The following is a 21,937-nucleotide window of genomic DNA, read 5'->3' on the forward strand; positions in this document are numbered from 1 at the left end:
TTTCGCAAAATCTGCGCCAACGGCAGTTTGGCGGCAGCGTCAGGGATTCTGCCGGGTCCGCAGCAGCCTGAAATCGGTTCCTTTGCAACCAGTATGTATACTAGCCAACCATGAGAGGAATATTCCGTTTCGCAATGCTCGCACTAGCGTCGGCGCTGGTGTGCGCGGGCTTCGCCCAAGAGGAAGAGGTCAAGCCGGATAAGCTGAAAGAGGATCTCCCACTGCAGGGCACGGAGACCATCGAGTTCACGACCGACGAGGTCACTTGGATGTCGCTCGACGTCTCGCCCGACGGCAGCACGATCGTGTTCGACTTGCTAGGGGACCTTTACACACTGCCGATCATGGGCGGCGAGGCCAGGAAGATCGTGGGCGGGATTTCGTTCGAAGGCCAGCCACGGTTCTCTCCCGACGGCGAGAAGATCGTGTTCACCAGCGACCGCAGCGGCGCAGACAACGTCTGGATCGCAGACGCAGACGGCGACAACGCCAAAGCGCTCACCAAGGGGCGCAACAGCCATTACTTTTCTCCTGACTGGACGCCCGATGGCAAGTACATCGTCGTTTCCAAAATGATAAGAGGCCAAGTCTCGGTGACAATGCTCGTTCCGACCCTTCGCATGTACCACGTCGACGGCGGCAGCGGCCTGACGCTGAGCAGCCAGGCCTCAGGATCCGGCGGCTTCTCTCGGCAGTTTCAGATGGGAGCGGTCGCATCGCCCGACGGCAGGTATGTGTACTTCGCGTTCCACAACGGTCGCCCTAGGCGCAACGCCATGTTCCCAATCTGGCAGGTCTCTCGCTACGACCTCAGAACCGGCGACACCCAGCGATTGACGAACGCGCAGGGCAGCGCGATGCGGCCCGCAATCTCTCCCGATGGAGAGCACATGGTTTACGCGACGCGGTTTGAGACGCAGACTGGTCTGCGCGTCCGCAATCTCGTGACGCACGAGGAGAGATGGCTCGCCTACCCCGTCACTCGCGACGACCAGGAGTCGGTCGCCAGCCGCGACACGTACCCCGGCTACTCCTTCATGCCCGACGGCAAGTCGCTGATCGTGCCGGTCAACGGCAAGATAGCCCGCATCGACTTCAAGTCCGGCAAGATGACCGACATCCCTTTCACGGCGAAAGTTTCTGTGAAGGTCAACCCGACGGTCCACTTCGATTACAAGGTCGAGAGCGGCGATCAGGTCACCGCGCGGCTGGTCCGCTGGGCGAAGCTTTCGCCGAGCGGTACACAGGTCGCGTTCACAGCTTTCAACAAGCTCTGGGTTCAGGATCTGCCGTCCGGCGAGCCGAAGCGGTTGACCCAAAGCGAAGGCGTTGGCGAGTTCATGCCGGCGTGGACTCCGGACGGCAAGGAGATCGTGTACGTCACGTGGAGCGGCAACGGCGGCAGCGTGATGAAGGTGAGCGCGGACGGCGGTACGCCAATGAAGCTCACGCACACAGACGCGTACTACTCCGACCCCGCCGTGACTCTCGACGGAAAGAGGATCGTGTTCACAATGGGCAACGCCATCGACCACATGTTCTCGATCGAGCCGGATGGCAGGCGCGACGGAATCCTGCCCGAGACCGGGGACGAAGAGATCGGCGGGTTCGGCGGCGGAATGGGCCGCGAGCTGGTATGGATGCCGATCTACGGCGGAAGGCCGACGACCATCGGCCCGGCGCGCGGCTCGTCGCCGCATTTTGTAAAAGATCAACCTGAGCGCGTGTACCTGACTTCGCGCGGAAGCCTGACCTCGGTTCGCTTCGACGGGCTCGACCGAAAGACGCATCTAACCGTCTCAGCCTCGACAGGCGGCGGCGGAGGTGGACGCGGCGGAGGAGGCGGGGAGGCCGTCATCATCTCGCCGGACGGAGGCTTTGCGTTCGTCAGCGCGGCGGGGAGGCACTACATCGTCACGATTCCGCCTTCGGGAGATCAGACGCTGAGCTTCTCGCTCCCCGGCGGCCCCGCTCCGGTCAAGAAGATGTCCGAGCACGGCGGCGACTACCTCGGTTGGTCATCGGACGGACGGTCGGTCACTTGGTCGTGGGGCGCGACGTTCTACATCCAGGACGTGAAGAGCGACGAGCCGCACGAGACGCCGATCAAAGTCACGATGCCGCGCGCGAAGCCAGAAGGCACGGTCGTTCTCTCCGGCGCGCGCCTCGTCACCATGAACGGTGACGAGGTCATCGAGAGCGGCGACATCGTCGTCACCGACAACCGCATCGTCGCGGTCGGCCCGAAAGGAACGGTCGCCAAGCCGGCCGGCGCGAAAGTCATCGACGTCACCGGCAAGACGATCATTCCAGGCTTCGTCGATATTCACGCCCACCTGCGCCCGCCGCGCAACGTGCTGCAGCTGCAGAACTGGTCGTACCTGGCCAACCTCGCTTACGGGGTCACGACCACGCGCGACCCGCAGAGCGGCTCGACCGACGTGTTCTCCTACATGGACCTGATGGACACCGGCCAGATGATCGGCCCGCGCATCTTTTCGACGGGCCCCGGCGTGTTCTCGCGCTCGGGTTTGACGGACAAGGACGCGGCATTTCGCTACATCAAACGGTACCGCGACGCGTATAACAGCCAGACGCTGAAGCAGTACATGTCCGGCGACCGAATCGTGCGCCAGTGGATCGCGATGGCTTGCCGCGAGTACAGCATTACGCCGACCACCGAAGGCGGGCTCGACCTAAAGCTCAACCTCACGCACATGTTCGACGGCTACAGCGGCCACGAGCACTCGCTGCCGGTGCATCCGCTCTACAAGGACGTGACCGAGTTCGTCGCGCGCACGAAGACGTTCTACACGCCGACGCTCTTGGTTGCTTACGGGGCGCCGTGGACTGAGAACTACTTCTATCAGCACACCGACGTGCACGGCAACATGAAGCTGCGCCGGTTCGTGCCGCACGCTCTGCTCGACGGAATGACACGCCGCCGGGGCCAGTGGTTCTTGCCTGAAGAGTACGGGCACGAGGGGATCGCGCGGGGGCTGCGCGACGTGGTTCGCGCTGGCGGTCGCGTGGGGCTGGGGTCGCACGGCCAGTTGCAGGGCCTCGGCGCGCACTGGGAGATCTGGGCGATGCAGAGCGGGGGCATGACCGAGCACGAGGCGCTCAAGTGCGCCACGATCTTTGGCGCTGAGGCGATCGGCCTTATAAGCGACCTCGGCTCTCTTGAGGCGGGAAAGCTCGCCGACCTGATCGTGCTGGACGAGAACCCGCTCGACGACATACGAAACACGAACACGATCCGCTACGTGATGAAGAACGGCGAGCTGTTCTTCGGGGACACGCTCGACCAGATCTGGCCGGTTCGCAAGATGCTGCCGAAGATGTTCTGGCAAGACCTCGATCCGCCGACGGATTAGCGGGTCGCACCGGAACCCCCATCCCTCAACACTGCGAGTGTTGAGGGTTTTGTTCGGGTTTGTTCGGATTTGTTCGGATTGGTTCGGGTTGGTTCGGATTGGGAGGGCGAGCACGTCATCCTGAGTGGATCGAAGGACCTCGCGAGCCGGTGTTCCACGGTCGGACTCGCAGGAATTGTCCGCGCGCTTGCTCGGAATCCCTCCCCCGGCCTATTGCTTGACGTTCGCAACAAACTCTCGTGGTCGGGGGAGGTTAGGAGGGGGCCGGAACAACCTTGCGATTCTCGTGTCTGGAATTTGACGTTCGTCGCTCGCGAAAGCTAAGGTCGCCCGGGAGGACGACGCTCCACTGGGAAGGTGCGAGGTGCGAGGTGCGAGGTGCGAGGTGCGAGGTGCGAGGTGCGGAACCAACCCGAACACAGTTCTCAGTTGGCTGTTGGCAGTTGGCAGTTGGCAGTTTTCCGAACCAACCCGAACGAACCCGAACCAACCCGAACCAACCCGAACCAATCCGAACGAACCTGATCGAACCCGATCGAACCCGAACCCCCGATCCGCTAGTTCATTCGGCGCACGACTGAACGATTCTGCTCTAGCTCGACACTGATCTTCTAGCTATCAGGCCATCAAGCTCGTCTTGCCGGCCTGGAGCGAGGTTTGATCAGTATGAAAAAAGCTCATTGGCTGCCGTTGGCAGCGCTAGCGGTTCTCTTGGTCGGTTGTGGCGCGGAAGGGTATGACTCGGCGGAAGTATCGAGGTCCCTACCAGATAGTGATATGGCCCAGTCCGGCGGAGGTGGGTACAGTTTCGACGACTCTGGACTAGAGTTGACCATGGGGGCGCCGAACGACAGCGGGGGGGATATTCCTCCCCTGGCACAAATGACCACGGCCAGCATGGCTCAGCAGCTGCGGCAGATCATCCGCAACGGGGATATCAGCTTGAGAGTCGACGACGTGCGGAAGACCGCGCGACAGATCACGGATATGGTCGTCCAGGGCGGCGGATACGTTCAGTCGACGAAGACGAACGACGTCGCTGGGGACAACCCGACGGTCGACATGACGATTCGCGTCGTTTCGAGCGGCTTCGACGACGCGATGATGACGCTCGAGGAGATGGGCGTTCTGCTTGAACAGTCTTCGAACACGAAAGACGTGACGTCGCAGCTCATCGACCTCGGCGTACGGGTGAAGACCTTGACGGCCAAAGAGGACACGTTCCGCGAGATGCTGCGCAACGCGCGCACCACGAGCGACATCATCTCGCTGCAAGAGCGGCTGACGCAGGTTCGCACCGAGATCGAGCGGATGGAGGCGCAGCGCAAGTCCCTGAGTGCGCTCGCGACACTCTCGACCATCGAGGTCCACCTCTCTGAGAACGCGACGATTCCTGTCGTCGCCAGCGACCCGAACTGGTTCGGCCAGAACTTCGCCGCCGCCTCGACGTCGTTCATGGGCATCGGTCGCGGGCTCGTCAGCATGCTGACTTGGCTGGTCGTGTTCAGCCCGATCTGGCTCACCCCGATCTTGGTCGGCGCGTGGGCGTGGAAGCGATTCGGCAAGCGGATTCCTCCGGTAACCCACTAAGGGCGAGATTCGCGCGGCCCGGTAACGGGCCGCGCTTCTCATGCCTCAGGACGGGTTTGCCACAAGTCTGGGCGACAACAAGCTACGTCCTGAGGCATGGAACTCTTTTCTCCTCCTTCTACGGTTTTCAAGGTTCAGGGAGAGTTTTTCGGCACGGCGCGCGAAATTGTTCTGTAGAATCAAGTGTGAGGGTCTTGAACCATGAAAAAAGTACCGTGGGGGTTAATTGCAGTTTCCGTTTTCGCCGTAGTCGTTATTGTGGCGATTTTCTTTCCAGTATTCGCGCAGTCGAAGGTGAGCGCGAGTAATTCGATGGCGATATCGAGCCGGGCCGCCGATAATTCACCGGAGTTCAATACGATGGCTGGAGCGCCTGAAGATGCAACCGTGTCTGGCGACTTCCTCGGCTATAGTCGCGGGAGTCCGGCCGTGGTGACTGGGGGCACAGGCGGCGGATCAGGTTCAAGCCAGTCTGTACCTCCGTTGACAGAGATGTCGACGGCGTCCATGGCCGAGCAACAGCGGCAGGTCATCCGCAACGGGGAGATCAGCGTGCGCGTCCCGGACGTCGAAGAGGCTGAGAGCAAGATCACCGACATGGTCATCAAAGGCGGAGGGTACGTCGAAAGCTCGTCGACCGACCTGCCGGCCGACAACCGCACGATCGACATGACGATCCGGGTCGTGGCAGACGGCTTCGACGGTGCGATGCAGCAGTTGGCGGCTCTCGGCATCAAGCTCAGTTCGAACTCCAGCACGCAAGACGTGACGGCGCAGCTCATCGACCTCGAAGTAAGAGCGAGGACGCTGACGGCGAAAGAGGACACGTTCCGAGAGATGCTGCGCACCAGCCGGACCACGAGCGACATCATCTCGCTGCAAGAGCGGCTGACGCAGGTTCGCACCGAAATCGAGCGGATGGAGGCTCAGCGCAAGTCCCTGAGCACGCTCGCAACGCTCTCGACGATCGAAGTTCACCTGACCGAGAACGCGACGGTTCCGGTCGTCGCGAGCGACCCCAACTGGTTCGGCGAGACGTTCGCATCCTCGGCGACCACGTTCGTCGGCGCTTCGCGCAGGTTGGTGACTGCGGTTCTTTGGATCGTGGGCGTCGCGCCGTACTGGGGCATCCCGCTCATAGCCGGCGTCTGGCTTTGGAAAAGGCACAACGGAGCTGCTGCGTCAACGCCCGAGCAGTCAGGCCGCGATTAACTTGCTTGAGCGTCCTGGGATGCTGTTCGCCGCTATTGACACAGCGGGCCGGAAGTATTGCGTAATCAGATGAAAGGTGCTTGAAATGAAGTACATCCTATACGTCCTGGTCTTCACGAATCAGCACGGCCTAGAACTTCGACGATTAGATATCGATGGAGCGACAATAACGAGGAATCCGGTTACGCGAGAAATCCCGTCTCTGCTGGGCGAGAACGCCGTCTTGAGTGGTATACCACTCACTCTTGGGTCGCCGAGTCCGTTAGAAGACCCATATTCATTTGCCACGTCGCAGATGGTGGCCAGCAAGGATGGGCGTTATCTGGTGATGACGCAGATCAGACGTGAAGGCAAGACATCTGCGGCTCTCATCGATTGGGAAGAAGGAACTTACCGCTCGTTACCACAGGTTTATCACACTCTCCACTCATTCACGGAGAACGGGAACGGTGCCAAGTTCATTGCAAGCAGCTCTGACTACAAACACGAGTATGGGAAGTACACCCTCCTTGTTAAGAGCCTGACGCTTGATGAGACGGGGACCAAATGGCAAGAGCGTCCAATTAAACTTCCAGATCCTCCGGTCCCGCCGCAGTGGAACGAGCGATTGGCAGAACTGCTACCAGCGCTTGATGCGCAGGACGCGATCGGTGCTGAGGGGTATAACGATTTCAGCCAGTACTCCCTCCTAAAGCCTTGGACGACGTATGACTACCTGTCCATCGATGGATCTGTGGCAATGGTCGAATACCGTCAATCCGGCAATATGTCCATTGCGCATCGCTTGGGTGTCGCCACCTACGAGAGCGGCTGGGCGCTGAAGCATCTGGGCAACTGGACCTGGATAGTGCGCAAAGAGATTCACGGAGATCTTGTGTTCGTTCTAGGAAAGAGGTATGGGAAGGCACTGGCCACGCTTTCTATAATTCGGCACACCGACGGAAAGCTACTCCTTGAGCTGTTTGCTTCTGATTACTGCCTGGCGGGGCACAGCAGGCACACAGAGTATCTCAGGTACCAGCAGATGTTGGATGACGAGGACGCTGACTCGAAGCACGGGGCTGCAAGGGACGTAGTGCGACTTGGAGAGTCCCGTCGGTGACGGAGTAACATCGAGAATAGCGCGGCTTGGCAACGCGCCGCGCTAAACTACGCGTCATGAACGCACGGGTGCATATGACGCGGGAGCCGGAGCCGGACGCAAAGGAGATTCTCGTTGGGCTGTTAGACGGTGTTGTGGATCTGAGTTTCGGCGACGACGCGCCGTCCGACACGAAGATCCTCGTCAACGGGCAGCTCCGCGAAGACATCGTCGGAGACCTGCCGCTGTGCGAAGACGTCATCATCCCGTTTGCCGGTCTGCAGCCCAAAACGCGCGAGATATTGCTCGGTCACCCTGCGATTCGCGTGCACAACCTGCACCACAACGCGAACATGACCGCCGAGATGGCGATGGCGCTGCTGCTGGCGTGCGCGCGACGCATCGTCAAACTGCACAACTCGTTCTCGCACGACAACTGGGAGCCGCGGTACTTCACACGCGACGCCAGGAGCTTGTACAGCAAGACCGTCGTCGTACTGGGCTGGGGGGCGGTCGGCAAGTGTGTCGGGGCGGCGTGCGCCGGGTTTGGCATGAACGTGATCGGCGTGCGCAGGGTGGCGGATGGCGAGGCGCGCGGCGTCGACGAACTGCACGAACTGCTTCCCCGGGCTGATTTCTTCGTCGCGACGCTTCCGCTGACCGGGGAGACCGAGGGTTTGATCGGCAAGGAGCAGATCGCGCTGCTGCCAAAGAGCGCGATCGTCGTCAACGTCGGACGCGGCAAGGTGATCGACGAGCAGGCGCTGTTCGAAGCGCTCCGAGACGAGAAGATCGACTCTGCGGGGCTCGACGTTTGGTACCAGTACCCGAAGGATCGCGACGACGAAATCTCTCCGAGCCGGTACCCGTTTGCGTCTCTTCCCAACGTCGTGATGACGCCGCACGTCGCCGGTGGCACCCAGGACACAGAGGAGGTGCGGATGAAAGCGCTGGCCAAGTTGATCAAGGACATCATCGGCGGCGACACCGACGCAAACCTCGTGGACTTGGCTCGCGGTTACTGAGCTTCGCTGGTAGAATCTGCGGCACAGACCGATGAAAGGGTGGCCGCTTTTTGTTCTGTCCGCTTTTGCGCTGTTGCTCGCGCCCGGTTGCCAGCAGCAGCCGACGAACTCTGATCCCTCGCATATCTCGACAGTCACTCCCGAGCCTGAGGTCGTCGAGCCAGAGCCGCCCCCGCCGCCGCGCTACCCGAAGCCCGAGATCGTGCGCGGGATGTACATGACCGCTTGGGTCGCCGGATCGACCAACCGCCGGGCACAGCTTTTTGAACTCATCGGCGACACCGAGCTGAACGCGGTTGTGATCGATATCCGCGACGTAGGGGCCAACTACTGGGAGACGAACATCGAGCTTGACGAACTAGCGCTGGCTACCGAACTCGCAGTTGTCAAGCCCGAGGAGCTGATGGATCTGCTCGACGAATACGACATCTATCCGATCGCGCGCATCTCTTGCTTCGTCGACAACTACGTCCCGGATTACGACGTCGCCAGGGCAGTGCAAAGAGCCGATGGCACGGTTTGGAGGGAGCGGAGCGGCCGCCGCTGGCTCGACCCATATAACAAAACGAATTGGGAGTACCTCGGCGAGATCGTCGACTTCGCGGTAGAGCAAGGTTTTCCTGAAATCCAGCTCGATTACGTGCGATTTCCTGCCGGGGGGCTCCGGTCTTCGATGGTCTTTCCCGCGAAGGACGAGTGGCCCGAGGAGACCACCGACGCGCAGGTGATCCAAGAGTTCGCGCAGTTCATCCGCGACCGGCTGCCGGAGGACGTCGTCTTGAGCGCCGACATCTTCGGGATCGTCAGCAGCACGACGAAAGACCAAGGCATCGGCCAGGACATGGAGTACTTCCCGCAGCCGTTCGATCTGCTCTGCCCGATGGTGTATCCGAACCACTACGCGAACGGCGAGTACGGCATCGCCGACCCGAACGGTTCGCCTTATGAGATCTTGATGAAGAGCGTCGGCGACTTTGTCGAGCTGTTGCCCGACAAGCCGCTGCGACCGTGGCTGCAGACGTTCGGTGGGTACGGCGTCGACGAGGTGCGCGAGCAAATCCGCGCGCTGAAGGAGCTTGGTGTGCAGGAGTACCTGCTGTGGCATTCGGGAAATTCTTATGAGGGACGGGTGCCGGTGGACACGAGCGATCTTGACCCAGAGCCGTTGGAAGAGGAGCCGTTGTCGTCTGACGCCGAGGTTCCCGACCCGAACTAACGGGCGATGCAGTCCCCACCTGCCTCCCCCAGCCACGAAAACGTGTGGCAACCACAGTCCTTGCAGGCCGGGGGAGGAATCTTTCGGATCACAGACAACCGTTCGGGCTCTTCGATTTGAAATTTGAGATTTCAGAATCCCGCATAGCGGGTCGTCCTCCTGGGCGATCTTGTTTTTGCGAGAGGAACTTTGGTTGGCAGGGACGTCGCTCCGCTCCTCATTGGCGTTGACAGAGCAACGCCCTCCATTCAGGTTGCCGAAAACCCGTGGGGTGGTAGATTGGTTTCGTGCCAGCACTCTCCGATTACGACCGAGCTGCACTTGCAGGCGAACACGGGCCTGCCGCGCAAATGTCGATGCGGATCATCGTGCGGATGGCGGACGTCACCGGCGCCCCAGAGCTGATGGACATCGTGGCCGCGCACATCGACAGCACGATATACATCGGCGAATCGTGCATGGAGTATGCGGAGAAGCTTGTCTCTCTTGGCGCGAAAGTAAGAGTGCCGACGACGCTCAACGTCAGCGGTCTCGACGAAGAGCACTGGATGGACTGGCCCGTGCCTATGGACTGGGCGGAGAAGGCGCACCGGCAGATGGTCGCGTACAAGAGCATGGGCACCGTGCAGACTTGGACGTGCGCGCCGTACCAGACCCGGCACAGGCCAAAGTTCGGGCAGCAGATCGCGTGGGGCGAGTCGAACGCGATCGTCTTTGCAAACTCCGTGATCGGCGCGCGGACGGAGCGGTATCCAGACCTGCTGGATATCTGTTGCGCGATCACTGGGCGGGTTCCGAAGCGCGGGCTGCACTTGACTGAAAACCGCGCGGGCGATTTTCTTATTCGTCTTGTCGGTGTGCCTCTTGCTTTGCAGTCGTCGGACGACTTCTATCCAGTGCTAGGGCATTTGATCGGCCAGCTTTCGGGCGAACGCGTGCCGGTGATCGAGGGGCTGGAGCACAGACCGACGGACGACCAGTATAAAGCGCTTGGTGCGGCGGCGGCTTCTTCTGGGACAGTAGCTCTGTTCCATGTCGTCGGGCACACGCCGGAGGCGCCTACTTTGGACGAGGCGTTCCAGGATAAGTCCTATAAGTCTTATAAGACCTATGAGATTGCGATGAGTGAGTTGTGTGCAGCGCGTGACGAGCTGTCGTCTTTCGAGGGTGAGCGGATCGATATGGTCGTGCTTGGCAGCCCGCACTATTCGCTCGACGAATTTCGTGCGCTGCTACCGTTGATCTCTGGTCGGGAACGGTCTTCTTCGACACGGTTTCTGGTCACGACCGGTCGACTTGTACGTCAGGTTTTGGCGGGCAACGGGATGCTCACTGAGCTTGAGTGGTTCGGCGTGCAACTGACGGTCGACACCTGCCCGCTTGCCACGCCGATGCTCCCGCCGGACGTGAAGGTGCTGATGACCAACTCGGGCAAGTACGCGTACTATTCGCCTTCCCTGCTCGGTGTGGAGGTCGTGTACGGGAGCACTGCCGACTGCGTCGAGTCGGCCGTACGAGGAAAGGTCGTGAGGGACGACAGCCTATGGGTGTGATCCAGGGCGTTCCGATCGTGCCTGGTTCTGCCGAGGGCGAACTGTTGGTCAGCGACGAGCCGATGTCTTTCTGGGGAGGTTACGACGCCGCGACTGGCGATTTGATCGACCAGCACCATCCGTTGTGCGGGCAGAACGCGCGCGGCAAGGTGCTTGGGGTCCCGTTCACGATCGGGAGTTCGACGACGGCGGCGGTGTTCTTGCAGGCGATCCGCGACGGCACCGCGCCTGCGGCGATCATCACCGTTGGAACCGACTCATTCCTCGCGCTCGCCTCGATCGTCGCGGCGGAGATGTACGAGAGGGCCGTTCCGGTCGTTTCGGTTTCTGCTGACGAGTATGCGACGTTGAGGAGCGGCGTACGCGTGAGCATCGACGACTCGGGGCAAATAGAAGAGCTGTAGCCGCACCCTAATATCAACGCTTAGGCCGCTAATGGCCAAATCTTTCCTCATGGTTTTCGATGGCGAGGCGATAGTCCTCTATCGGCCCGGGGGCTCCGCGTGGAACACGGTCTATGGCTGTTTGAGCTGACAGCCAGTCAGAACGCTTCATAAAGAAAAGTGCCCTTGCAAAATCCTTGTTCTCTTGGGAATACAACGGTATCCGCTTGAGCAACTGTTCCTCGCTGCGCGCCAGCCACGCGAACGCAAATATCGGCCAGGCCTGAGTGTATGTCAGGGCCATACTCGATTGTACGTGCAGCACGATGAGCCGTTGCAGGCGACAGCTGCGTCTCAGTCCCCGCGTGCCAGCGAAGCGCGCGACGGCTGTCGCCTTCACTTGTTCCTCTTGATAAACCCCACGCAGTCCGTCTTGAACTTCTTCAGCGACGGCTCGTGGATGTACATCATGTGTCCGGCCTCGTATTCGGAGAGCGAGAAGTTGCCTTCCAGCTCGGGGTCGAGGCCCATGTGGGCGAGCGTGTACTCGGTCGCGTAGAACGGCGTCGCGAGGTCGTAGTAGCCGCTGCAGACGTGGACCTTCATGTGCGGGTTCTTGGTCATCGCCTTGCGCAGGTGGTCGCTGGTGTCGGGGTGTCCTTCGCCCGCCGATCCCCAGTCCCACGGCTCCTTGACGCCTTTGAAGATCTCGTACGGAAAGTCGGTCTTGTAGCCGAGCGTCCCGCGCACGTAGTCGTTGTAGCAAGCCGTGAACGGCGGCATGATCCCGCTCATGCTCGGGTCGTGGTCGAACTCCTCGCCGACTACTTCCTTGTTGATTCCCACGAAGCGACTGTCGAGCCGACCGATTGTGCGGTGCTCGTCGCGCCTCAGCTCTTTGCAGAAGCCCTGTATCTTGATGCGCAGGTTGCAGGCGTCGACGTAGCTCTCGCTGAGGCCGGTGAAGCGCGCGACGTCCTTGACCATCTTGTCGTACTCCTTGCCTGTGATCGTGTCGCCTTTTGTGAGAGCGGCAGCGTATGGGCCGCTTGCGAACTTGCGCGCTGCTTCGAGGGTCTTGTGAATGTCTTTGAAGCTCTTGTCGAGCTTTCCGTGGTACCAGGCGGCTGCGGCGTACGTCGGCAGGAAGAGGATGTACGGCAGGTCGTTGCCCTGCACGAACCGCGCGGTCTGGAAGTTCAGGATCGACGAGATCAGGACGATGCCGTTGAACGCGATGCCTTGGTCTACGAGGTATCCGGCAAGACCGGCGGCGCGCGTCGTGCCGTAGCTTTCTCCGGCAAGGAACAGAGGCGAGGACCAGCGCTCGTTGCGCACGAGGTACATGCGCATGAACTCGCCGACTGATTCGAGGTCGCCTTGAAGGCCCCAGGCCTTCTTGCTCAGCTCGATGTTGCGCGCGCGGCTGTGGCCCGTACCGATCGGGTCGATGAAGACTAGGTCCGTCTCGTCGAGCCACGTGCTCTGGTTGTCGACCAACTGGTAAGGGGCTTTGGGCATGAAGCCGTCTTTGCCCATCTTGACGCGCCTCGGCCCGAGGGCTCCGAGGTGCAGCCAGCAGGAGGGCGATCCCGGGCCGCCGTTGAAGACGAACGTCAGCGGGCGCTTGGCCTTGTTGCGAAGCCCGTCCTTGACATAAGCCGCGTAGAAGATCTGCGCGTCGATCTCGCCCTTCTCGTTGAAGATCGGCATGCGGCCGGCAGTGGCGGTGTACTTCAGCACCGCCTTGCCCAACTTAAGTTGGTGCTTCGTGACCGATGGCTTTTCTTCTTCAAACTTCAGGTCTTCGTCCTTCTTCTTGTCTTCCGGCTTGTCGTTGGTCTCCTCGGGCATGGTTTGATCAGTCTACCGAGGCTTGGCACAGGCAACCGGGGCAAGCCGCTTCCGCCCGTACGGCCTGCCCTGCGGGTCAGACCGTGGCACCCGAGTACGAACCAAACCCGAACCAATACGAACCCTCTAGTCGTGCGCTAGGGAAAGCGCGGACGCGTCCGCGCACTCCGAAAGGGCTATCCCCCTCCGTCCGTCAGCTCGAAGCCGTACGTCTTGCCTTTCTCCGTCGCCGGGACGCCCTCGGCCATCCACACCGGCATCGGCGCATCCTTCAGGTAGTGGTCGAAGAACTGCGAGAGGCGCACGGACAGGTCTTTGCGGTTTTTCCGCTGGCGCAGGTTGTGGCCTTCGCCGTTGTAGACAAGCAGCCAGGCTGGCTTCTGCATTCGGTGGAGCGCCGTGAACATTTCGATGCTCTGCCACCACGGGACCGCGCCGTCCTTGTCGTTGTGCATCATGAGCAGCGGGGTCTTGATCTTGTCGGCGAAGAAGATCGGCGAGTTCTCGAGGTACCGCAGCGGGTACTCCCACATCGTTCCGCCGATGCGGCTCTGGCCGCTCTCGTACTGTAGCTGGCGCACGAGCCCCGAGCCCCAGCGGATGCCGCCATACGCGCTGAACATGTTGCTGACCTGCGCACCCGCGCCCGCCGCCGCGAACATATCGGTCTCGGTCACGAGGTACGCGACCTGGTAGCCGCCCCACGACTGGCCCTGGATGCCGAGTTTGTCGGGATCGACGTAACGGTGTTCGGCCAGTACGCGGCTGACTCCGGTGACGACCGCCGAGACCGCACTCTCTCCGGGGTAGCCGATCTTGTACGGAATGTCCGGCATGAACACGACGTATCCGTTGCTGACGAAGTAGCTGATGTTGATCGTGCTCGCGCTGGGCGCGGGAGTGCGATACCGGTTCAAGTTCTGGGAGCTCTTCTCGTAGAAGTAGGTGATCATCGGGTACTTCTGCGAGTAGTCGATGTCGTCGGGGACGTGCAAGATGCCCTGAAGGTGATCGCCGTCGAGCGAGACCCATTCGACGAGTTCTGTCGTGCCCCAGCGGTACTCGCCTTGCTGAGGGTTGATGCCGCTCATCTTCTTGGGGTTTTCGAAGTCGAGTTTGCTGACGTAGACATCTCGCGGATCGCGGAACGTCTCGCGAGTGAAGTGCACCACGTCCGCGTCGCGCGCCTTGACCACAAAGCCGTAGTAGGCGGCGTCCATCGTCAGCTCTTGCGGCCTGCGGCCGGTGGAAAAGTTCGCCTTGTAGAACCCGGCGTCCTTGTACTTGTTGTCGAACGCCGTCAGCAGCGCGGGCTGGCTCGTATCGAGAAACTCGGCATCGGGGTCGAGGTTTCGGTACCGGAGCCTGATGTTGGCCGCGCGGCCCCAACCGGCGGTGATGTTTCGCGCCTCGCCGTGGAAGATCGGCACTTCCCAAAGGTCGTACCTGTCGTAGACGTAGGCGACGGAGTCGTCCTCGTTCCAACCCGCTACGCCGTAGAGGTTGCCGCCGCTCGGGCGGTCGTCCTCGGTGTTGTAGATCGGTTCTGGCACGCGCGAGGTTATGTCGATCTTGCGCTTCGTCCTGGGATCCATGACGAACGCGCGCTTGACCTTCGTATCGAAACCGAAGAGCCAGCGACCGGTCGGCGACCAGCCGAGGCTGCCCCAGTACTCTTCGAACAGCAAGTGCGCTTCGCCGGTGCTCAGGTCAACGAGGTAGACGTTGTCGGGGGTCAGGCCCGCGCCGCTTGTGATCGGCTTGATCGAAATCCCGTAGTCTCCGTCGCCGTCTGGCGGAAGTGAGACGGAGAAGTGCTCTTCGCTCTCGTACTGCGAGATCGAGCCGTCGCCCATATCGACGATCGCCTCGTACTGGCGGTTGCGGGTTGAGTTGGCCCTCAGCAGTTGCTGAGGCTGGAGAATCAGGTCGGTCCACGACCAAACGTCGAGGCTGACCTTCTCGTCGTCGGGCGTCTCGTCCTCCTCCTCTTCCTCCTCTTCGGGTCGTTTCTGCAAGCCGATGAACAGCCGCTGGGAGTCCTTGCTCCAACGCATGCTGGCCCCGGACGGAACCCACCAGCCGTCGGCGATGCCGTCCATTCCGGCCTGCGCGACCTTCTTGGTCGTGCCTCCCGCGACGTTGTGGACGTAGATCGAGTGCGACGGTTTTTCGGCGCGGTAGTCGTCCTTGTCGGTCAGGATCGCGATGTTCTTTCCTTCTTCGTCGAGCCTGATGCGGCTGTATTTTCCGAGCCCTTCGATGATCGTGATGTTCGTCTCGCTCTCATCGTCGAACTCGTGCGCGTATACGCCGTGCCCAACGATCTCCTTCGGCGAGAAGGCGAAGTACAGCCGCGAGCCGTCCTTGTTGAACGTGTAGCTCGAGACGTTGAGGAACACGATCTCCTCACCGGTAGCGAGGTTGCGGGCGATGATCTTGTACCCGTCACCGTGGCCCTTCTTCTTCTTTTCCTCCTCTTCCTCCTCCTGCTCCTCTTCCTGCTCTTGCTTTTCCTGGTCAAGCGCGGGGTCTTTCCTTTCCTCCTTCTTCGGCTCGGGCTTTGGCTTTTCGGGCCGGTACACGAACCAGCCGGAGTCCTCGCTTGCGATGGAGTAGGAGGTGATCCTCTCCAACTCGGTCTTCTCGCCCGTGGCTAGGTCGAGGATCAGCAGGCCGTTCTTCGGCCGATCGACCGCCTTGACTTTCTTGCGCGTGGCCTCGCGGGCCTCGTCGAAGTCCGGCACGATCGTCGCGATCACGAACTTGGAGTCTTCGCTGAACCGGACGTTGCTGCCACGGTCGAACGTGTACTCGGTCGAGCCGCTGACGCTCTTGACGTGGTAGACGTTGTTGCCCTGCTGAGGTGCGACGCCGAACAGTATCCACTCGCCATCGTTGGAAAGTCGCGTACCGGCTACGGACTGCCAACCGTCATATACGTCGTGGGTGAGTGGTTTCTTCTGAGCAGCAGCAATGGCGACTGCGCAGAGGGCTAAAACCAAGAAAAGCTGTTTGAACGGGGTTGGTCGCATGGATGATCCTTGTCGCAGGGAGCGTGGACGGATTCGAGCATACCTAGGTGCAATCTTGACTGCGCGAACCCGGCGCGGGTGGTGCGAGAGCGAGAATTGCTATACACTGTTCGGTAGCAGAGATAATGACTAGACGGTTCATGCGCCGATACCCAATGATTCTTCCAGCTGTCGGGCTGGTCGTGCTGGCGTCCGTCATCTCCCCGCGACAGGTCGAGGCGCAGGACAGCGGGGCAGTCGACCTTCAGGCTGAATTCACGAACACAGTTCGACCTATTATTGAGCGTTACTGCGAGCCGTGCCACAGCGGCGACGACGCCCCCGCCGGGTTCGGAATCGACGGGATCACACATCTGACGCAAGTCGTTGGCGACCCCGATAGGTGGAACCAGGTTCGCAATTTCGTCGCGACCAGCCACATGCCGCCGCCCGAGGCGGATCAGCCGAGCCAGAAGGAGCGAGACCTTATCGTCGATTGGATCGACCGAGCAATGTCTTCACCACTTGGTGGGGCGAACCGCGTGACGATCAGGCGGCTCAATCGGAGCGAGTACAACAACACCGTTCGCGACCTGCTGTACGTAGACCTGACGCCAGCGGACGACTTCCCGAGCGACGACGTCGGCTACGGGTTCGACAACATCGGGGACGTGCTGACGATCTCGCCGCTGCTGATGGAGAAGTACTTCGCTGCCGCTGGGTTGTTGGCCAGGACGGCGATATCCCTCCCAGCATTTCGCGAGATCGTCCTGGACGCGTCAGAGTTGACGACTTCTGGGAACTCGAACATGACTCCCGACGGCGACATCGGGTTCTACAGCGTTGGGCGCGCCACTACTCGGCAACGGATCGAAACCCCCGGAGAGTACGCGATCAAAGTGACCGCCTGGGCCCAGCAAGCCGGGCCCGAGATCGCCAAACTGGAGGTGCGCGTCAACGGTCGGGTCGTTGCAACGTTCGACGTCGAGGGGACTCGGGCAAAACCGCTCCAGTACGAAGTACCGACGAACCTGCCGGTGGGCGTGGCCGAGATTAGCGTCGGGTTCATCAACGACTATTACAGACCCGATGCGGCGGACCCGCGCCAACGGGATCGCAACCTTTACGTCAGAAGCCTGGTCATAACGGGTCCCCACGGAGTTCAAAGCAATCCGAAGTCTCACGACGCGATCGTATTCGTCACGCCAGCCTTGCTCGAGCATCGAAGCGCGGCGCGTCGGGTTCTGTCGTCGTTCGGCGAGCGAGCGTTCCGTCGGCCCGTTACGCGCGAGGAGGTCGAGAACCTCCTCAAGGTGTACGACCTCGTTCGCAAGAGCGGCGACAGCTACGAGAAGGGCATCCAAGTCGCTGTTCAGGCCGTGCTCGTTTCACCGAGCTTCCTCTTTAGGGCAGAGCTGGACTCGACCCCGATAGGCGATGGCCAGGAGTGGCTGGGGCATTACGAAATTGCGAGTCGGCTCAGCTACTTCCTGTGGAGCTCGATGCCGGACGAAGAGCTGTTCGATCTCGCTCGGCAGGGTCGCCTGCGAGATCCGGAGACGCTGCGGGCGCAAGTCGATAGGATGTTGGCCGACAAGAAGGCGGATGCACTTGGTGAGGACTTTGCTGCTCAGTGGCTCAACCTGCGGCTGCTTGAGACGCTGTCGCCGGACGAAGAAGTGTTCGCGGGGTTCACCGATGAACTCAAGGCGAGCATGATCGGCGAGACGACGATGTACTTCCAAGACCTTGTGCGGAACAACGGCAGCGTGCTCCGGCTGCTCGACAGCGACTACACGTTTCTCAACGCTGCGCTGGCCGAGCACTACGGGATCGCGGGAGTGACCGGAGATCACCTTCGCCGTTTCGAGCTTCGCGACCGACGACGGGGTGGCGTGCTCACGCACGGCAGCGTTTTGACCGTTACGAGCAATCCTAACCGTACGTCGCCGCCGAAGCGCGGAAAGTGGATTCTCGACAACATCCTCGGAACCCCGCAGCCACCGCCTCCACCCAACGTTGGCGTCTTGGAAGACAGTCGAGAGGCGATAGCGGCAAGTTCGCTGAGAGAGCGCTTGGAGCAGCACAGAACCGCGCCGATGTGTGCCTCGTGCCACGCGAGGATCGACCCGCTGGGCTTCAGCCTGGAGAACTTCGACGGAGTCGGCCGGTGGCGCGACGTAGACGAGGCCAACCGCCCGATCGACAACCTGGGAGAGCTGCCTGACGGTACAAAGGTGGACGGCGTAGAAGGTATAAGATCGTATCTGCTGGCGAATAGCGATCAGTTCGTGCGCGCCCTAGCGTCCAAAATGATGACGTACGGCGTCGGGCGGGGCATGAAGCCGACCGATGATGAGATTATCGACCGGATTCAGACGGTGGTCGCAGAGCGAGGGTATAAAATACGCGAACTGATCAAGCAGATCGTCGTGAGCGACACGTTCCTGAAGAGAACAACTGAGAAGGTGACAAGACAGTGAAACCAATTCCACGACGCACGTTTTTGAAAGGCATCGGCACTGCGGTCGGCCTGCCCCTGCTCGAGTCGATGCTGCCGCTCGGCGCAATGGCGCAGTCTGTTCAGAGCCGCCCAAATCGAATCGCCTTCCTGTTCGTGCCCAACGGGATGCACATGCAGCACTGGCGCCCATCGACGACGGGAGCGAACTACGACCTGCCGACGATACTGAAGCCGTTGGAGTCTGTGCAAGGCTCCGTCAATGTGCTCACCGGTCTGTCTCAGCTGAACGCTCGGGCGCTCGGCGACGGCCCCGGCGACCACGCGCGCTCTACCGCCACATGGTTGACGGGCGTACACCCAAAGAAGACCGCAGGTGCAGACATCAGCTGCGGTATCAGCGTGGACCAGGTAGCGGCGCAGGCGATAGGCGATCGGACCCGGTTTCCGTCTCTTGAGATCGGATGCGAGCAGGGCGCGATGGCGGGAAGCTGTGATTCCGGATACTCGTGCGCGTACTCCAGCAACATCTCTTGGCGCGCTGCCGAGACGCCGAACGCCAAAGAGATCACCCCGAGACTGGTGTTCGAGCGACTGTTCGGCAACGGTGAAGACTTGGCCGAGGCCGAGGCTCGCGCCAAGCGCACCCTGTACAACAAGAGCATCCTGGACTTCGTCATGGAAGATGCTGAAAAGCTGATGCCTCGCCTGGGCACGAGGGACAGGCAGAAGCTAGAGGAGTACTTTGAGAGCCTGCGAGCAATCGAGAGGCGGATCGTCGATGTTGAAGAGCGGGATTTCGACGACATACTCGTCGGCGTTGAGGTGCCGGGCAGGGGTAGGCCGAGAGATCGCGGCGAACACATCCGGCTGATGAGCGATATGATGGTGCTCGCGTTCCAGGCTGATCTGACCAGGATTTGCACGTTCATGTACGCCAACGACGGCAGCAATAGGCCGTATCGGGAGATCGGCATCAGCGAAGGGCATCACGAGATTTCGCATCACGGCAAAGCGGCTGACAAGCTTGAGAAAAAGCGCAAGATCGACGAGTACCACGTCGAACAGCTCGCGTATCTGCTTCGGAAAATGCAGAGCATCGACGAACTGGACGGAACGCTGCTCGACAACTCGATGCTCGTGTACGGCGCAGGGATCAGCGACGGCGATCGGCACAACCACGACGACCTGCCGATTCTGCTCTGCGGCAAGGGCGGCGGCCGCATCAAGAGCGGCCAGCACCTCGTTTTCCCGAATCAGACTCCGATGAACAACCTGTTCGTCACCTTGCTGGACAAAGTTGGCGTCGACGTCGAACAGCTGGGCGACTCGAACGGGAATCTGAAAGAGTTGTTGTAGGGGGGCGGAGGTTCGGGTTTGTTGGACGTTCGGGTTTGTTCGGATAACAGCCAACTGCCAACTGTGTTCGGATTTGCCTCGTACCTCGTACGACGCAGCTCCCCAGTGGAGGATCGTCCTCCTGGGCGACCTTAGATTTCGATAGCGACAGACTTCGAACGCAGATTCCTGGGCTCGCAAAGTACCAACTGCCCCCTCCTAACCTCCCCCGACCACGGCAGTTTGCGGCGAGCGGCAGTCTGCAGGCCGGGGGAGGGATTCGGGCGTGACCGTGGCACACTGGGAACGGTTCGGGGGTTCGGCGGTTCGGTCGTTCGGAGGTGGAAACCCGCATCTTGGGACTCGGGGCTGAAGACTCGGGACTCCCAAACGGCAACTGAACCCGCTGCGCGAGTAGAATCCGGCTTGAGGCAGAAGCATGAAGACACAGATCCTCTTTCCCCTCGGGCTCGCATCGGCCGTTTTGCTGATCGCAGGCTGTGGCAATTCAGAAGCAGACGACCAGGCAATCTCGGGTGGCGACTCCACTGGATCCGTCGAGGCAGCCACGCTTGACTTGGCTTCTCAGACCGACGGCCCACTCGATATCAAAGTGTTCAGTGGCGGTTACGGCCACGACTTTTTTGAAGAGGCGGGCGAGGAGTACGGTGCAGAGCACGGCATCGAGGTCAAGACGGTAGGAGACCCGCATTTGTGGGAGCCGCTCAGGTCGGACTTCGTCGCAGGCAATCCGCCCGACGTCACTTGGCCTGGATGGGGCATGAACTACTGGAGCCTCGTGTTCGACGGCCAGGTTGAACCGATGGACGCCTACCTCGCCATGACGCCATACGACTCCGACGAAGGGACCTGGCGAGAGACGTTCGACGAACAGCTACTAGAGCTCGGTCAGTTCGAAGGCAAGCAGTACATGCTCCCGTTCCACGTCAACCTCAACGGCTGGTGGTACAACAAGACGATGTTCGACGCACAGGGGTGGGAGCCGCCGGCGACCTTTGAAGAGCTGTTGGAGCTCGGAGAAAAAATGAAAGCCGCAGGGGTGGCGCCGCTGACCTTCCAAGGCCAGTGGCCGTACTATATGCTGTACGGGTTCATCTACCCCATGGTTATCAGTTCGGGTGGGATCGACGCCTGGAACGACTGCCAAAATCTAGTGCCCGGAGCCTGGTTGTCCGAACATATGCTGAGGGCGGCTCAGTCGGTCGAGACCATGCGCGAGCGCGACTTCTTCCTCGACGGATCGCTCGCGATGGACCACATCCAGTCCGAAACCCGATTCTTGGCGGGCGATGCCGGCATGGTTCCGGTAGGAACCTGGTTTTACGCCGAGATGGAGAGCGCCTGGCCCCCCGGCCTCGTCGCAGAGTTCATGCTTCCGCCACCGTTCGAGAACGGGCAGGGAGACAAGAGCGCGCTGATGGTCGCCATCGAGCCGTTCATCATTCCGAGCAAGGCGAAGAACAAGGATCACGGCGTCAACTACTTCCGGTATATCACCTCTAAGGACAAAGCGCTACAGTTCGTGGAGGAAAAGGGCACGCTCATGGCGATCAAGGGCCTGGAGGAGGCGATCTACCCGCCCCATTTGATCACCCCAGCGCGCCTGTTCGAGGAATCGACGACCAAGTGGCACTCCGAGTACCGGTTCTGGTATCCGGACCTGGCCAAGGAGGCCGAAAAGGCCATGTCAGCGCTGCTGGCAGGCGATATCAGCGCGCAACAGTTCTGCGACCGGCTCGAGGTCAAGGCCGAAGACACTCGCAACGACGACCGTATCGTCAAGCACAAGATTGGATAGTGCCGTGCGCGACC

The 21,937-nt window shown here is 60.9% G+C and carries 14 protein-coding genes; 11 read left to right on the forward strand and 3 right to left on the reverse strand.

Annotated features, from left to right (window positions below):
* Nucleotides 1-110: 110 nt before the first annotated feature.
* The 8 genes from IH944_07120 (at nt 111) to IH944_07155 (ending at nt 11,458) form a co-directional block, all read left to right on the forward strand.
* Complete coding sequence (locus tag IH944_07120; protein MCH7904324.1) at nt 111-3,377, forward strand: PD40 domain-containing protein; 3,267 nt, start codon at nt 111-113, stop codon at nt 3,375-3,377.
* Nucleotides 3,378-4,043: 666 nt separating this feature from the next.
* Complete coding sequence (locus tag IH944_07125) at nt 4,044-4,967, forward strand: DUF4349 domain-containing protein (GenBank protein MCH7904325.1); 924 nt, start codon at nt 4,044-4,046, stop codon at nt 4,965-4,967.
* 201 nt (nt 4,968-5,168) lie between these two features.
* Complete coding sequence (locus tag IH944_07130) at nt 5,169-6,179, forward strand: DUF4349 domain-containing protein (protein MCH7904326.1); 1,011 nt, start codon at nt 5,169-5,171, stop codon at nt 6,177-6,179.
* Nucleotides 6,180-6,264: 85 nt separating this feature from the next.
* Nucleotides 6,265-7,281, forward strand: coding sequence for a hypothetical protein (locus IH944_07135; protein MCH7904327.1), 1,017 nt, complete (start codon nt 6,265-6,267; stop codon nt 7,279-7,281).
* Between the two features lie 56 nt (nt 7,282-7,337).
* Nucleotides 7,338-8,285 carry a hypothetical protein gene (locus tag IH944_07140; GenBank protein ID MCH7904328.1) on the forward strand — a complete coding sequence of 316 codons (948 nt, stop codon included), beginning with the start codon at nt 7,338-7,340 and terminating at the stop codon, nt 8,283-8,285.
* A gap of 31 nt (nt 8,286-8,316) precedes the next feature.
* Complete coding sequence (locus tag IH944_07145) at nt 8,317-9,501, forward strand: hypothetical protein (protein MCH7904329.1); 1,185 nt, start codon at nt 8,317-8,319, stop codon at nt 9,499-9,501.
* 287 nt (nt 9,502-9,788) lie between these two features.
* Complete coding sequence (locus IH944_07150; GenBank protein MCH7904330.1) at nt 9,789-11,054, forward strand: aconitase X catalytic domain-containing protein; 1,266 nt, start codon at nt 9,789-9,791, stop codon at nt 11,052-11,054.
* Nucleotides 11,045-11,458 carry a DUF126 domain-containing protein gene (locus tag IH944_07155; protein MCH7904331.1) on the forward strand — a complete coding sequence of 138 codons (414 nt, stop codon included), beginning with the start codon at nt 11,045-11,047 and terminating at the stop codon, nt 11,456-11,458. The genes IH944_07150 and IH944_07155 overlap by 10 nt, the downstream gene beginning before the upstream one ends.
* Before the next feature lie 28 nt (nt 11,459-11,486).
* Here the strand turns inward: IH944_07155 and IH944_07160 are convergent, their stop codons facing one another.
* From IH944_07160 to IH944_07170, 3 genes are all read right to left on the reverse strand, one after another.
* Entirely contained in the window at nt 11,487-11,741 is a 255-nt protein-coding gene (locus tag IH944_07160; GenBank protein ID MCH7904332.1) for a hypothetical protein, read from the reverse strand.
* A 92-nt stretch (nt 11,742-11,833) separates the two neighbouring features.
* Nucleotides 11,834-13,291, reverse strand: a complete 1,458-nt coding sequence (locus IH944_07165; protein MCH7904333.1) for a peptidase S10 — start codon at nt 13,289-13,291, stop codon at nt 11,834-11,836.
* Nucleotides 13,292-13,467: 176 nt separating this feature from the next.
* On the reverse strand, nt 13,468-16,326 hold the full coding sequence (locus tag IH944_07170) for a S9 family peptidase (GenBank protein MCH7904334.1): 2,859 nt from the start codon (nt 16,324-16,326) through the stop codon (nt 13,468-13,470).
* Nucleotides 16,327-16,466: 140 nt separating this feature from the next.
* Between IH944_07170 and IH944_07175 the strand changes: the two genes are divergently transcribed.
* The 3 genes from IH944_07175 to IH944_07185 all read left to right on the forward strand — a co-directional run bounded on the left by IH944_07175 (nt 16,467) and on the right by IH944_07185 (nt 21,923).
* The gene (locus IH944_07175) at nt 16,467-18,788 is read left to right on the forward strand and encodes a DUF1592 domain-containing protein (protein MCH7904335.1); all 2,322 of its coding nucleotides are present in this window, start codon (nt 16,467-16,469) and stop codon (nt 18,786-18,788) included.
* Nucleotides 18,789-18,856: 68 nt separating this feature from the next.
* On the forward strand, nt 18,857-20,125 hold the full coding sequence (locus tag IH944_07180) for a DUF1552 domain-containing protein (GenBank protein MCH7904336.1): 1,269 nt from the start codon (nt 18,857-18,859) through the stop codon (nt 20,123-20,125).
* Between the two features lie 418 nt (nt 20,126-20,543).
* Nucleotides 20,544-21,923 carry an extracellular solute-binding protein gene (locus tag IH944_07185; protein ID MCH7904337.1) on the forward strand — a complete coding sequence of 460 codons (1,380 nt, stop codon included), beginning with the start codon at nt 20,544-20,546 and terminating at the stop codon, nt 21,921-21,923.
* Nucleotides 21,924-21,937: the final 14 nt, after the last annotated feature.

The sequence above is a fragment of the Armatimonadota bacterium genome (genome assembly GCA_022563855.1).
GTDB lineage: Bacteria > Armatimonadota > Fimbriimonadia > Fimbriimonadales > Fimbriimonadaceae > JADFMN01.